The following is a 13642-nucleotide window of genomic DNA, read 5'->3' as shown; positions in this document are numbered from 1 at the left end:
GTACATATAGAGAACAAAAATATTTATATCTAAAATAAGAGAGGTATGTTATGGAAGATAAAAGAGTTATGGAGATACCTATAGAAGATATAGTTCCAAATCCATACCAACCAAGAAAAATATTTTCACAAGTTTCATTGGAGGAATTGAGCAATTCTATAAAGGTATATGGTATAATTCAACCTATAACAGTTAGAGCAAAAGATGGTAAATATGAACTAATTGCTGGAGAAAGAAGATTAAGAGCAGCTAAGTTAGCAGAGCTTAAAACTGTACCAGCAATTATAAATAATATGAACGATGAATCTTCTGCTGTTCTAGCGTTATTAGAAAATTTGCAACGAGAAGACTTAAATTTTATTGAAGAAGCAATTGGCTATGAAAACTTAATAAAAGAGCATGCTTTTACTCAACAGCAATTAGCAGAAAAATTAGGTAAAAATCAATCTACTGTAGCAAACAAGCTTAGAATATTAAAGCTTCCAAACGATATAAAAATGAAGCTAATAGAGAATAATTTAACAGAAAGACATGCTAGAGCATTCCTTAAATTACCAAGTGAAGATTTAATGAAAAGTGTACTAGAAAAGGTCATAAAGAATGAATTGACTGTTAAAAAAACAGAAAAACTGATACAAGATATACTAGAAGAAATTGAAATTCAAGAAGAGCCTGATAAAAAACAGAATATAAAGGGTGCTATGAGTATAAGAATTTACATAAATACTATAAAGCAAGCCTTTGATGCTATATCAAATACAGGAATTGATGCTAAGTATAATGAAATAGATAAGGGAGATTATATGGAAGTTGTTGTAAAAATCCCTAAAAAATAGAGATTACTGCTTACCAGTAATCTTTTTTTTTAAAACAAGCCTTGTAATATAAATTGATTTATAGACATTATTTATAATTATAAAAGCAACTAGTCAATATTTAAAATTAATTTGATTCTTAAAGGGGGGAACATCATGGGCAAAGTTATAGCTATATTTAATCAAAAGGGCGGAGTCGGAAAAACTACAACAAATGTAAATTTAAGTGCCAGTTTAGGAACCTTAGGAAAAAAGATATTAGTATTAGATTTGGACCCTCAAGGAAATACAACTAGTGGATATGGTATTGATAAAAATGAAGTAGAAAATACAATCTATGAGATTATGTTAGATGGTTTGCATATTAAAGAAGCAATAATAAAAACAGAGTTTGAAAATGTAGATGTAGTTCCATCAGCTACGGAACTAGCAGGTGCAGAGATAGAGCTTGCATCTATAAATAATAGAGAGTATATTTTAAAAAATTCCATAAAAGTAGTAAAAGATGAATACGACTATATATTTTTGGATTGCCCACCTTCACTTGGAATGCTTACAATAAATTGTCTAACGGCTGTAGATAGTGTTTTAATTCCTATACAATGTGAATATTATGCCTTAGAAGGTGTAAGTCAATTAATGGAGACTATAAAATTAGTAAAATCAAGATTAAATACAGATATAGAAATTCAAGGTGTTGTTTTGAGTATGTTTGATGGAAGAGCCAATCTATCAATACAAGTTGTTGAAGAAGTTAAAAAGTACTTTAAAGGTAGTGTATACACTACTCTAATTCCAAGAAATGTAAGACTTGCAGAAGCTCCTAGTCATGGTAAACCAGCAATTTATTATGATAAAAGATGTAGGGGGTCTGTAGCTTATTTGGAACTAGCAGAAGAATTTATAGATTTAGAAGAGGAGGAGTGGTAGTATGGAGAATAAGTCTAAAAGAAGTAATAGATTGGGTCGAGGTCTTAGTGCATTGATACCAGAAATTAAAGGAGAAACTTCAGATAAAGAAATAGTTAATATAGATATAGACAAAATATATCCAAACGAAGTTCAGCCAAGAAAGCAATTTGATGAAGAAAAAATAAAAGTATTATCTGAGTCTATAAAAAATTATGGTGTACTACAACCAATAGTAGTTAAAAGAGATGAAAACAATAAGTACATGATAATAGCTGGTGAAAGAAGATTTAGAGCATCAAAACTTGCAAATAAAAGTCAAATACCTGCTATAATTAAAGATATAGAGATGAAAGACATAATGGAGATAGCTTTAATTGAAAACTTACAGAGAGAAGATTTAAATTCAATAGAAGAAGCACTAGCATATAAAAGTTTAATTGAGCATTATAATGTAACTCAAGAAGAAATATCAGAAGCTGTCGGTAAAAGTAGACCTCATATAACTAACACTTTGAGACTTTTAAATCTAGGACAAGATGTTATAGACATGATAGATAGTGGTAAAATCACAGCAGGTCATGGAAAGGCTCTATTAAGAATTGTAGATAAAAAATTACAACTACAAATTGCAAAAAAGATAGAAGAGGAAGAACTTTCTGTAAGAGAAGTTGAAAACATTGCAAAAAAAATATCTGAAAATAAAGAAGAAGATATGCCAAAGAAGTCTAAGCCTAAAGATGTATTTATTTTAGATGTAGAAGATAAACTTAGAAATATTTTTGGAACTAAAGTAAATATTTCCAAAGGTAAGAAAAAAGGTAAAATAGAGATAGAATACTATAATGATGATGATTTAAACAGTATTGTATCAATGCTTCTTGAATAACACACAAATATAAAATAGAGAGGACGATGAATATGATTTATCTAGACAATGCTGCAACTACATATCCAAAACCAGAAAGAGTTTATGATGCTGTTTTAGATTGTATGAAAAACTATTGTGCAAATCCAGGAAGAGCAGGGCATAAGCTTGCTATGCGAGCTGCTAGAGAAATTTATGATACAAGAGAAAATATAGCTAAGTTATTTAATGTAAGTAATCCTATGAATATAGTATTTACGTCTAATGCAACAGACTCTTTGAATTTAGCAATAAAAGGTGTATTACAAAAAGGAGATCATGTAATAACAACATCTATGGAACATAATTCAGTAATAAGACCTATAAAAGCTCTTGAGAAAAAAGGGGTTGAAAATACTGTAGTAAAATGTGATGATGAAGGTTTTTTAGATTATGAAGAGTTAGAAAAATCAATAAAGGATAACACTAAGCTGATTGTAACTACACATGCATCTAATGTATGTGGAACATTAATAGATATAAAAAAAGTTGGAGAAATAGCTAAGAAACATAATATAATATTCTTGGTAGATGCATCACAAACAGCAGGTGTTTATGATATAGATGTGAAGAAATGTAATATAGATATGTTGGCTATGCCAGGTCATAAATGCTTATTTGGACCTCAAGGAACAGGTATCTTATATGTAAGAGAAGGCCTAAATTTGAATATATTAAAAGAGGGTGGAACAGGTAGTAAATCAGAAGAAATGGTTCAACCAGAACTGTTCCCAGATAAATACGAGTCAGGAACTCATAATACTCCAGGTATAGCAGGGCTTAACCAAGGTGTATTATTTATATTTGAAAGAGGAATCAACAATATAAGACAACATGAAGAAGAATTATGTCAATATATGCTAAATAAGTTAGAAGAAGTATCAGATATAAAGATATATGGACCAAAAGACAGTAAAAAAAGAGCCTCAGTAATAGCTATAAATATAGGAAACATGGATTCTGGAGAGGTTACTTTCTTATTAGATAGTGAATATAATATAGCAACTAGATCAGGAATACATTGTTCTCCATTAGCTCATACTACTTTAGGTACGTTAAAACAAGGTGCGGTAAGATTCAGTATAGGATATTTTAATACGAAAGATGAGATAGATAAAGCAATAGATGCCTTGAAGAAAATTTCAAAAAATAAATAGTATAAATTACAACATAAAAATAGTGTCAACTTTATAGATAGTTGACACTATTTTTGTAGCTTAATATAATTTAAAAACTTACTTTAAATAATCTCCATCTTCAAGAACTATATGACCACTTTCATAGTTAGCGCCATCAACAGTAAGCTTTATTTGTTCAACATTCATGTTTTTTATGTAAGTACGTGCAACTGAATCAAGCATTAAAGTTTCTGCATCACTACCTAAGTTTGATTTTGTAAAATCAGAGTTAACATCTAATATACCAGTTTTTACACCATCAATATCTTTTGTAGTAAATGAATTTAGTTTTGCAGATTCTGGAATTACTTTAAGCTTTTGTAGCTCAGCAAATAAAGTGTTTTCATCAATTTTTTCTAAATCAACCTTATTCTCAATTAAATCTGTTTTGTCTACATCAAAAGAATAAATAACAGCAGACTCCGTCTTTTTTTCTTCCTTTGGAGCTGATGTAGACTTTTTATTAGGAACTTCTTTTTCATCATTATTTTCTTTATTGTTTTCTTCCTTTGGTTGCTCAACATTTGTATTATTTTTAGTTTCTTTTTTAGTTGCTTCATTTTGAGCATTGCTACATCCAACTGCCAATATAGATATAGATAATATACTTAACACTAACATTATTTTCTTGTTTTTCATAAAAATTACTCCTCTCAAGATACTATTCTTATATATAATTATAATCGTTATGACTGAATATATGAATACAAAATAGTAACAAATTTAAAAAATGATTTATTTAAGTTAATTAAATACAAAATAAACTAAATATTAGTCATTTTTATGGGAAATCATTTAATGTATAGAGAAAATATTGTAAAATAAAAGTAGTGTTTTTAAAATAAATATAAGTTATAATTATATTATAAAAAAATGTCTTCAAAAGGTGGGAATAGTATGGAAATTTTGAGCTTAGGAGAAAAGATTAAGAAATTAAGAAAAGAAAAAAATATGACATTAAAAGAGTTAGCTGGAGATAGAATAACAGCAGCACAAATAAGCCATATAGAGAGAGATAAATCTCATACTAGTTATGAACTGTTGGAATATCTAGGTGATAAGTTAGATGTAAGCGTGGAATATTTATTAGAAACAAAAGAAATGCAGTCAAAAAAGATAACAGATAATTTAATACTGCAAAGTGAAATTTATATAAAAGAGAATGAGTTAAACAAGGCTGAGGACCAAATAAAAGAAGTTTTAGATATATGTAAGAGATACGATTTAATGGAGAACTATGGCAGATGCAATTTTCTTATGGCTAACATTAACTTAAAAAAATCTAATTACAATAATGCTATAGAAAACTTTGAAAAGGCTTTATTTTTCTTTATAAAAAACAATGATAGTGAAAACATACTAAAGTGCTATTTAAACATAGGAAAGATATATATGCAAGAAGACTTTTATAAAGGTGCGATAAGTCACTTTAATTTTGCAGAGGAAATTTTGTCAGAGAATAAGTTTGAGGATATTAACGTATATAAGGAATTATATAGTAAGATGGCATATTGTTATATAAAATTAGATAATCCAAATATGTCATTAAAGTACATAGATAAAATAAATGAAATAGATAATAAAAATGATAGAAAAGAAGATGTCGATATTTTGGTGTTAAAAGCAAACAACATGCTTGAGATTGGAAAATATGAGGAATCAAAAGAGTATTTTAAAAAAGCACTAAAAATACTTGAAAATGAAGATAATAAAACTGGAATAGCAAATGTATACTTAACAATTTGTGATGTTTATAGAAAAATAGGTGAGACAGATAGAGTTCTTGAATATTCTCAAAAAGTGTACAACATAAAGAAAAATGATGAAGACGAATATATGATGTCAGGTTTATTCAAGATAATAGAAGCGTACATAGATAAAGAAGATTATGATTTAGCTAGAAAATATTGTAAAATAGCTTTAGCATCATCAATAAAAAATAAAAATAAGTTTAATGAGTATAAGGCATTAAAATTCTATTCTAATATGTATAAGAATCAAAATGAAATTACTCTTGCTATTGAGTATTTAATTAAATGTATAAAAATAGTATCAGACTTAGGTAATAATAAGATATTAGCAAACTTGTACATAGACTTAGGTCAATTATATTCAAGCATATCAAAAGAGAAAGAATTAGAGTACTACCAAAAGGGAGTATTTATGTATAAAAATTTAGAGATAATGTAAGTATAATAAACCTATAATAGTATAGAAACAATCTATAACAAGCAAGATAATATCTATGATAAAATATAAATTGTATGAATAATTTTAAGGAGATGAATCAAACAATGAGTATAAAAATAGATGCTAGAGGGCTTGCTTGTCCTAAACCAGTTATAAATACAAAAAAAGAATTAGATAATATAGAAGAAGGCATTGTAGTTACAACAGTTGACAATGAAACAGCAAAAGAAAATATATTAAAGCTTGCTAAATCTTTAAATTGTGAAGCAAGGATTGTTGATGAAAAAGAAAACTTAATTTCTATAGAAATTAAAAAAGGTAATAATGTTGTAGTTCAAAAAGAAGAAAGCGAACTAGAAGATACATGTGTATTTATATCTTCAGATAAGATGGGATTGGGAAATGATGAATTAGGACAAGTATTAATAAAAGGTTTTATATATACTTTAACAGAATCAAGGCCATATCCTAAACATATACTTTTAGTTAATGGAGGAGTAAAATTAAGTGCTGAAAATGAAGCAACTATAGAAAATCTTAAAATACTTGAAGATGCAGGGGTAGAAATTTTATCTTGTGGAACTTGTTTAGATTACTATAATTTAAAAGAAAAATTACAAGTTGGTTCAGTTACAAATATGTACACTATAGTTGAAACATTAAAAAATGCATCAAATACTATTTCTATATAATGTATGTTTGTTTAACAATATAAAGTTAATAGGAAATATTAAACTAAAGAAAAGTAGATAGTCAGAAAGGATTAAGCAATGAATCAAATGTATATAGTATCATTTAATTCTACACATCATGCAATAAGGTCAGAAAAGCTATTTGGTGAAAATGGTTTAAAAGTAATGGCTCTTCCAACACCAAGAGAAATAACAGCAAGCTGTGGAATATCAATTAAATTTTCTTTTGAAGATATGAAAAAAATAAAGACAATTTTAGTTGAAAATAATGTAGATATAAAGGGAATTTACTGTATAAGTAAATTAGAGGATGGCTCAAGGGAAGCAAAGAAGTTAGATTAGGAGGCTAATTATTTATGCCAATGGATTTAAAAATAGGGGATATTGTTGAATTGAAAAAACAACATGCATGTGGATGTAAAGAGTTTGAAATCGTAAGAACTGGAATGGATATAAAGATAAAATGTACGAAATGTTCAAGGCTAATAATGCTTGATAGAGAGACATTAGAAAAGAGAGTAAAAAAGCTAATAAAAAAATGATATAAATTTAACATTTAAAAAATGTCAAATACCGTATATTAATATCCAAATTTTTGGTATAATAGAAATTGAAGAAAACATTTTCATGGGGGGTGCTTTAATTATGGCAGTTAAATATGCAAAAAGAATGGAAGGTTTACAAGGATCTGAAATACGTGAGCTTTTAAAACTTACTCAACAACCACAAATAATATCTTTTGCGGGTGGAATGCCTGCTCCAGAATTATTTCCAGTTGAAGAAATGAAAAAAGTATCAGTTGCAGTGCTTGAAGAAAATGGAAGATCAGCTATGCAATATACTACAACAGAAGGATATGAACCATTAAGAGAAAAAATAGCAGCTAGAATGAATGACAAAAACAAAACTAATGTAGATAAAGATGATATATTAGTTACAAGTGGTTCTCAACAAGGTCTAGATTTTGCAGGAAAAGTATTTATTGATGAAGGTGATGTAATTTTATGTGAAAGCCCATCTTACATAGGAGCTATAAATGCATTTAAATCTTACCAACCTAAATTCATAGATGTTCCAACAGATTCTAATGGAATGATAATGGAAGAACTAGAAAAAATACTAGAAACAACTGATAGAATAAAAATGATTTATGTAATACCTGATTTCCAAAATCCAACAGGAAGAACTTGGCCACTTGAAAGACGTAAAAAATTCATGGAAATAGTAAATAAATATGAAATACCAGTAATAGAAGATAATCCATATGGAGATTTAAGATTTGAGGGAGAATCTTTACCATCTTTAAAATCAATGGATACAAAAGGATTAGTAATATTCTTAGGAACTTTCTCTAAAATATTCTGCCCAGGATACAGATTAGGATGGACTTGTGCTTCTCCAGAAATACTATCTAAATTTAACTTTGCAAAACAAGGTGCAGACTTACAAGCATCAACTATATCTCAAATGGAAGTAAGTAAATTTATGGATATGTATGACTTAGATGAACACGTTGATAAAATAAAAGCTGTTTATATCAAACGTAGAGATGTTATGCTTAAGACTATGGAAGAAGAATTCCCAGAAGGATTAGTATTTACTCATCCAGAAGGTGGATTATTTACATGGGTAGAGCTTCCAAGTAATTTAAATGCTAAAGAATTAATGCCAAAATGCTTAGAAAAGAATGTTGCTTATGTTGCTGGAGGAGGATTCTTCCCTAATGGTGGTAGAGAAAATACTTTCAGACTTAACTATTCAAATATGCCAGAAGAAAAAATAATAGAAGGTATCAAAAACATAGCATCAGTTTTAAAAGAAGCTATGGGTGTTGAAGCTTAATTAAAAATAATAACTTAAGATATATTATAAGGGATGGCAATAGCCATCCCTTGTTAATTTAAAAAATATATTTCACCTTATATTAAATATTAAAATTTGTCCAAAATTTAAATTGACATAAATAAGAAAAAATGATAAAATGTGTAGGTATGAGATTTTAGTCTCATTTCTCTGCTCTAAGAGTGTAGAGCCGTTAAGTCCAAAGGGAGGTGAATTATAGTGAGAAATTATGAATTAGTTTATGTAGTAAAGCCAAACTCTGATGAAGAAACAAGAGAAGCTGTACTAAACAAAGTTAAGGAAGTTGTTGCAACTGAAGGAGAAATAGTTAAAGTTGATACTTGGGGAACTAAAAAATTAGCTTATCCAATAGCTAAGTTTACAGAAGGTTTCTATGTGTTAGTTAACTTCAAATCAGCAGTAGACGTTCCTAAAGAAATAGACAGAAACTTAAAGATAAATGAAAACGTAATAAGACACATGATAGTTGTTGCTTAACAACTAGTTTTATTATAAAAAATAGGTGGTGTTTTTATGAATCAAGTTGTATTAGTGGGAAGGTTAACTAAAGACCCTGAATTAAGATACATCCCAGGTACAGGAACACCAGTGGCATCATTTACAATAGCCATTGATAGAGACTATGTAAAAAAAGATGGATCTAAAGAAACTGATTTTATACCTGTTGAAGTAATGGGTAAATCCGCTGAATTTTGTGCCAACTACATAACTAAAGGTAGATTAGTTGCACTTCAAGGATCGATAAGAGTAGACAATTATCAGACACAATCAGGCGAAAAAAGAACTTTTACAAAAGTAAGTACTAGATCGGTACAAGCTTTAGATAGCAAGAATAAATCGGAAAATTCATATAAAGAGAGTGCTCCAGCTTTTGAGCCAAGCTTTGAACCTCAAGGGTTAGACCCACAAGGTTTCCAAGCTATAGATGATGACGATATACCATTTTAAAAAGGAGGGAAAAAAGTCATGATGAATAAAAAAAGACGTAAGAAAAAAAGAGTTTGTCAATTTTGTGCTGACAAAAACGCTAAAATAGATTACAAAAGTACTCAGAGATTACAAAAGTATATAACTGAAAGAGGAAAGATATTACCAAGAAGAATATCTGGAACTTGTGCTAAGCATCAAAGAGAATTAACAGTTGCTATAAAAAGATCAAGAAATATAGCACTTTTACCATATACATTAGATTAAAAAATGAGCCTTGTGCTCATTTTTTATTATAGATATTTATATAAGTAAATGAGACGAGCTATAACGCTCGTTTTTTTGTTTATATACTTAAATATATTATTATTTATGATATAATATTATATATTAAGGAGGGTTGCAAACGTGAAAATAGATAAAGGTTCTGAGATAACAAGAAACATAAAGATAATAGAGTGGATGAAAACAGAAATATTAATGAGTGTAAGTGATTTGTTTAACTTATTATTTAAAGGGGTAAAACCTTTAGATGAGGCAATTCAAGATACTCTAGCAAATATAATAATGATAACATATCTCTTAGCAAAGAGATTAGGAATTAGTTTTAGAGACGTAGATTATAAAGTCAAGGAAAAAATAAAAATTGGTATAGAGGAAGACCATAGTGTTGAAAGATGGTATGGAGATTTATCTAACTTAAAAAAACATATGGATAATAGGGAGTGATATTAAATTGAATAATAAAATTAGACTATCTAAAGCCATGTCTATAATAGTTTTAGCTATAATAATTGCTTTAGTAATAGCCTATATTCCAATGCTAGGAATGTTTAGCATATTAGCAGCTGTCCCATATGTAATTATAGGTGCCATCACTGATAAAAAGTATTCTTTTTTATCTATTTTGATTACATTTTGTGTGCTAGTTTTATTTGCAGACATTTCGTATGCATTAAATATATGTATAATGTATTCTTTGCCAGGCATAGCAATAGGAAAGATGCTAAAGAGAAGTTTTGAGCAAGAAGATAGTAATAAATTTGAACCAATATATGGAGGAACAATAATATTTGTGCTTGCAATGGTTGTGTATTTCTTTGTATTGAAGACATTTTTAAATGTAAATTTATTAGATGAAGTTTCTAAAATGATAACAGAAATTGTAAATATTCAAAAAAATAGTTTTTCTGCAACTGAGCTTAAAGTATTTGATAAAATGAAGCCAGATGAAATTGTAAGTTATTTTACAAATATGCTACCAATGATGTTATTCTTACAAGGTTTATTATCAGCATTTGTAACATATTATTTAAGCGTATTCTTTATCAAAAGGATTACAAATTTGAATATAAGATTTCCTAAATTTGCTGACTTTTATTTACCAGGAAATGCTATAGTCACAACTTTTTTACTTTATTTATTAGTCTTATTTATTGAAATTATTGGCTCAAAATTATATACAGAATTAATAATGACTAATTTACAGCTAGTTTTTAACTTAATGTTTGTAATTCAAGGAATAGCAGTTTGTATTTATTATTTAAAGAAATGGATAAGACAAGGGCCAAATAAAATTATGTTTCTTTCAGGGATAATTTTATGTTTATTTGGATTTATGGGAATATCTTTTGTTGGTATGGTAGATAGTATAATTGACTTTAGAAAGGTGAGAAGTTATAAATCCACTTAGGAGGATAGAAATGAGTAATAAACAAACCTTTAAATTAAATATGCCAGAAATAAATTTATATATAATTATTATTGGTATTTCTAGTATAATTTTGCTTTATTACAACTTGTATGTAGGGTGTTTATTTTTCTGTATTTTTGCATATATGGTTTTTCACAATTGGAGAACAACTAATATTAGACGTCATGAATGGACAGAGTATATTCAAAATTTATCTTTAGATATAGATGAAACAACTAAGAAAGCTATAATAAATCTTCCAATACCACTATGTATTCTAGAATTTGATGGAAATATATCATGGTATAATGGAAAGTTTTATGATATGATTGGTCAAAAAGATTTACTTGATAAAAATATAGAAGATATAGTTAAAAATCTTAATTTAAGAAAAGTATTAAATGAAAATAAAGAGATGTACACTGAAATAAACTATAAGGATAGAGAATATACAATAGTTTATAATGTTATAAAAAATGATCAAGAAAAAAATCCTAAATATTTAATGATATTATACTGGATAGATAAGACAGAATATTTACAAGTAAAACAAGATTATGATGATGAAAAAGATGCAATGATGTTAATACAAGTAGATGGATATGATGAAGTATTAAAAAGTGCAGCAGAAGATAAGAGAGCTTTAATTAATGTTGAAGTAGAAAAAATACTTTCTGCTTTAGAATTAAATTCAAATGGTGCTTTGAGAAGGACTTCAAAAGATAAATTCTTCTTGGTAATGCATAAAAAAGAGTTAAAAAAATTGGAAGCTGAGAAGTTTTCTATTTTAGATACAATAAGACATATTGATTATGGAAATAATCTTCCTGTTACAATAAGTATAGGAATTGGTATAGATGGAGATACATTAAATGAGAACCTAAAACTTGCTACAGGTGCTCTTGATTTAGCACTTGGTAGAGGAGGAGACCAAGCTGTTGTAAAGACAAAAGATAAGTTTGTATTTTATGGTGGAAAGTCTAAGGCTGTAGAAAAGAAAACAAAAGTAAAATCTAGACTTATAGGTCATGCTCTGAGAGAGGTTATACAAGAAAGCGATCATGTTTATATAATGGGTCATAAATATCCTGACATGGACGCTATGGGAGCCGCAGTTGGGGTTTATGATATATGTAAATCTTGCAATAAGACAGCAAATATAGTTTTACAATCTGTAAATGAATCTATAGAGATATTTATAAACAAAATAAATGAAAGTAATTATTATAAGAAGTTGTTTATTGGAAAAGAGGAGGCTATTGATAACTGTACTAAAAATACACTAGTTGTTGTAGTTGATACTCATAGACCTAATTATACTGAATGTGAAGAACTCTTAAAGTTATCAGAGAAGGTAGTAGTAATAGACCATCATAGAAGAGGTGTAGAGTTTATAAATGATGCAGTGCTTTTATTCCATGAAATATATGTATCTTCAACATGTGAAATGGTTACAGAATTAGTTCAGTATATGGATGAAGAGGTAACAATCAATAAACTTACAGCTGAAGGTCTTTTAGCAGGAATAAGCTTAGATACTAAAAACTTTGCATTTAAAACAGGTGTGAGGACATTTGAAGCTGCTTCTTACCTTAGAAAAGTTGGAGCAGATACAATAGAAGTCAAGAAGTTTTTCAATTCTGATGTAAAAGATTTTATAATAAAGGCTGAAATAATTCAAAGTACAAAGATAATTAATAATAGAATATGTCTAGCATATTCAAGTACAGAAATAGATAGTATAAACGTCATAATAGCTCAAACTGCTGATGAGCTATTAAATATAAAAGAAGTAGAAGCCTCCTTTGTATTAGGAGAAAAAGATGATACTATATTTATAAGTGCAAGGTCTTTGGGGCAAATAAATGTACATGTACTTATGGAAAAATTAGGAGGCGGGGGACATATAGATATAGCTGGTGCACAGTTAAAAAATGTTTCTCTAAAAGAAGCTTACAAGATAGTAAATAAAATAATAGAGGAGTATTTAGAGGAGGAAGAATAGATGAAAGTTATATTATTAAAAGATGTAAAAGGAACTGGTAAAAAAGGGGAAATGAAAGAAGTAAGTGATGGATATGCAAGAAATTTCTTATTTCCTAAGAAAATGGCTGTGCAAGCAGATAGTGTAGCAATCAAGGAATTAAATGAAAAGAATAAATCTAAAGAAATAAAAGCTCAAAAAGAATATGAAGAAGCTGTTTTACTAGGAAAACAAATGGAAGAAATTAATATAGAAATATATTCAAAATCAGGTGAAGGTGGAAGATTATTTGGTTCAATAACAGCCAAAGAGATAGCTGAGCAATTGAAGAAACAAAAAGATATAGATGTAGACAAAAGAAAGATTTTATTAGATGAACCAATAAGAACTTTAGGTTCAACATTTGTAGAAATAAAAATACATCAAAAAGTAACTACTAAAATAAGAGTAGATGTAAAAGAAAAACAGTAATAACTAGAGGTGA

17 protein-coding genes are annotated in these 13642 nt (G+C 28.2%); 16 read left to right on the top strand and 1 reads right to left on the bottom strand.

Features of this window, described 5'->3' with window-relative positions; translation table 11 throughout:
* Positions 1-50: 50 nt before the first annotated feature.
* The 4 genes from noc to IC218_RS17745 all read left to right on the top strand — a co-directional run bounded on the left by noc (position 51) and on the right by IC218_RS17745 (position 3788).
* The gene (noc, locus tag IC218_RS17760; protein ID WP_227436562.1) at positions 51-836 is read left to right on the top strand and encodes a nucleoid occlusion protein; all 786 of its coding nucleotides are present in this window, start codon (positions 51-53) and stop codon (positions 834-836) included.
* A gap of 135 nt (positions 837-971) precedes the next feature.
* On the top strand, positions 972-1745 hold the full coding sequence (locus IC218_RS17755; protein WP_227436560.1) for a ParA family protein: 774 nt from the start codon (positions 972-974) through the stop codon (positions 1743-1745).
* 1 nt (position 1746) lies between these two features.
* Positions 1747-2613: a ParB/RepB/Spo0J family partition protein gene (locus IC218_RS17750; protein ID WP_227436557.1), complete on the top strand. Its 867-nt coding sequence runs from the start codon at positions 1747-1749 to the stop codon at positions 2611-2613.
* A gap of 32 nt (positions 2614-2645) precedes the next feature.
* Complete coding sequence (locus IC218_RS17745; protein ID WP_227825083.1) at positions 2646-3788, top strand: aminotransferase class V-fold PLP-dependent enzyme; 1143 nt, start codon at positions 2646-2648, stop codon at positions 3786-3788.
* A gap of 78 nt (positions 3789-3866) precedes the next feature.
* Here the strand turns inward: IC218_RS17745 and IC218_RS17740 are convergent, their stop codons facing one another.
* Positions 3867-4448, bottom strand: coding sequence for a GerMN domain-containing protein (locus IC218_RS17740; RefSeq protein ID WP_227436554.1), 582 nt, complete (start codon positions 4446-4448; stop codon positions 3867-3869).
* Positions 4449-4706: 258 nt separating this feature from the next.
* Between IC218_RS17740 and rstA the strand changes: the two genes are divergently transcribed.
* From rstA to rplI, 12 genes are all read left to right on the top strand, one after another.
* Complete coding sequence (rstA, locus tag IC218_RS17735; RefSeq protein ID WP_227436552.1) at positions 4707-5999, top strand: toxin production/motility transcriptional repressor RstA; 1293 nt, start codon at positions 4707-4709, stop codon at positions 5997-5999.
* A gap of 104 nt (positions 6000-6103) precedes the next feature.
* Positions 6104-6691, top strand: a complete 588-nt coding sequence (gene yedF / locus IC218_RS17730; protein ID WP_227825082.1) for a sulfurtransferase-like selenium metabolism protein YedF — start codon at positions 6104-6106, stop codon at positions 6689-6691.
* Positions 6692-6769: 78 nt separating this feature from the next.
* Entirely contained in the window at positions 6770-7033 is a 264-nt protein-coding gene (locus IC218_RS17725; protein WP_227436548.1) for a DUF3343 domain-containing protein, read from the top strand.
* Positions 7034-7047: 14 nt separating this feature from the next.
* A complete protein-coding gene (locus IC218_RS17720; RefSeq protein WP_054275506.1) occupies positions 7048-7233 on the top strand; it encodes a DUF951 domain-containing protein in 186 nt (61 codons plus the stop codon).
* 103 nt (positions 7234-7336) lie between these two features.
* Positions 7337-8533: a PLP-dependent aminotransferase family protein gene (locus tag IC218_RS17715; protein WP_227436546.1), complete on the top strand. Its 1197-nt coding sequence runs from the start codon at positions 7337-7339 to the stop codon at positions 8531-8533.
* 219 nt (positions 8534-8752) lie between these two features.
* Positions 8753-9031 carry a 30S ribosomal protein S6 gene (gene rpsF, locus IC218_RS17710; protein ID WP_227436544.1) on the top strand — a complete coding sequence of 93 codons (279 nt, stop codon included), beginning with the start codon at positions 8753-8755 and terminating at the stop codon, positions 9029-9031.
* A gap of 36 nt (positions 9032-9067) precedes the next feature.
* Positions 9068-9502, top strand: coding sequence for a single-stranded DNA-binding protein (locus tag IC218_RS17705; protein ID WP_227436543.1), 435 nt, complete (start codon positions 9068-9070; stop codon positions 9500-9502).
* 18 nt (positions 9503-9520) lie between these two features.
* On the top strand, positions 9521-9748 hold the full coding sequence (gene rpsR, locus IC218_RS17700) for a 30S ribosomal protein S18 (protein WP_021386573.1): 228 nt from the start codon (positions 9521-9523) through the stop codon (positions 9746-9748).
* Positions 9749-9889: 141 nt separating this feature from the next.
* A complete protein-coding gene (locus tag IC218_RS17695) occupies positions 9890-10210 on the top strand; it encodes a MazG-like family protein (protein ID WP_227436541.1) in 321 nt (106 codons plus the stop codon).
* A gap of 7 nt (positions 10211-10217) precedes the next feature.
* Entirely contained in the window at positions 10218-11174 is a 957-nt protein-coding gene (locus tag IC218_RS17690; protein WP_227436539.1) for a YybS family protein, read from the top strand.
* 10 nt (positions 11175-11184) lie between these two features.
* Positions 11185-13179, top strand: coding sequence for a DHH family phosphoesterase (locus IC218_RS17685; protein WP_227436537.1), 1995 nt, complete (start codon positions 11185-11187; stop codon positions 13177-13179).
* Complete coding sequence (gene rplI / locus IC218_RS17680; RefSeq protein ID WP_054275501.1) at positions 13180-13629, top strand: 50S ribosomal protein L9; 450 nt, start codon at positions 13180-13182, stop codon at positions 13627-13629.
* The last annotated feature ends 13 nt before the right edge of the window (positions 13630-13642 follow it).

The organism is Clostridioides sp. ES-S-0005-03 (genome assembly GCF_020658455.1).
GTDB lineage: Bacteria > Bacillota > Clostridia > Peptostreptococcales > Peptostreptococcaceae > Clostridioides.
The sequence above is the reverse complement of the archived record's forward strand: the minus strand, read 5'-3'. Positions and strand labels throughout refer to the sequence as shown.

What these genes read in the sequence shown, in the direction of transcription:
- noc (WP_227436562.1), top strand. Translation starts at nt 51, where the DNA reads ATGGAAGATAAAAGAGTTATGGAGATACCTATAGAAGATATAGTTCCA.
- IC218_RS17755 (WP_227436560.1), top strand. Translation starts at nt 972, where the DNA reads ATGGGCAAAGTTATAGCTATATTTAATCAAAAGGGCGGAGTCGGAAAA.
- IC218_RS17750 (WP_227436557.1), top strand. Translation starts at nt 1,747, where the DNA reads ATGGAGAATAAGTCTAAAAGAAGTAATAGATTGGGTCGAGGTCTTAGT.
- IC218_RS17745 (WP_227825083.1), top strand. Translation starts at nt 2,646, where the DNA reads ATGATTTATCTAGACAATGCTGCAACTACATATCCAAAACCAGAAAGA.
- IC218_RS17740 (WP_227436554.1), bottom strand. Translation starts at nt 4,448, where the DNA reads ATGAAAAACAAGAAAATAATGTTAGTGTTAAGTATATTATCTATATCT.
- rstA (WP_227436552.1), top strand. Translation starts at nt 4,707, where the DNA reads ATGGAAATTTTGAGCTTAGGAGAAAAGATTAAGAAATTAAGAAAAGAA.
- yedF (WP_227825082.1), top strand. Translation starts at nt 6,104, where the DNA reads ATGAGTATAAAAATAGATGCTAGAGGGCTTGCTTGTCCTAAACCAGTT.
- IC218_RS17725 (WP_227436548.1), top strand. Translation starts at nt 6,770, where the DNA reads ATGAATCAAATGTATATAGTATCATTTAATTCTACACATCATGCAATA.
- IC218_RS17720 (WP_054275506.1), top strand. Translation starts at nt 7,048, where the DNA reads ATGCCAATGGATTTAAAAATAGGGGATATTGTTGAATTGAAAAAACAA.
- IC218_RS17715 (WP_227436546.1), top strand. Translation starts at nt 7,337, where the DNA reads ATGGCAGTTAAATATGCAAAAAGAATGGAAGGTTTACAAGGATCTGAA.
- IC218_RS17705 (WP_227436543.1), top strand. Translation starts at nt 9,068, where the DNA reads ATGAATCAAGTTGTATTAGTGGGAAGGTTAACTAAAGACCCTGAATTA.
- rpsR (WP_021386573.1), top strand. Translation starts at nt 9,521, where the DNA reads ATGATGAATAAAAAAAGACGTAAGAAAAAAAGAGTTTGTCAATTTTGT.
- IC218_RS17685 (WP_227436537.1), top strand. Translation starts at nt 11,185, where the DNA reads ATGAGTAATAAACAAACCTTTAAATTAAATATGCCAGAAATAAATTTA.
- rplI (WP_054275501.1), top strand. Translation starts at nt 13,180, where the DNA reads ATGAAAGTTATATTATTAAAAGATGTAAAAGGAACTGGTAAAAAAGGG.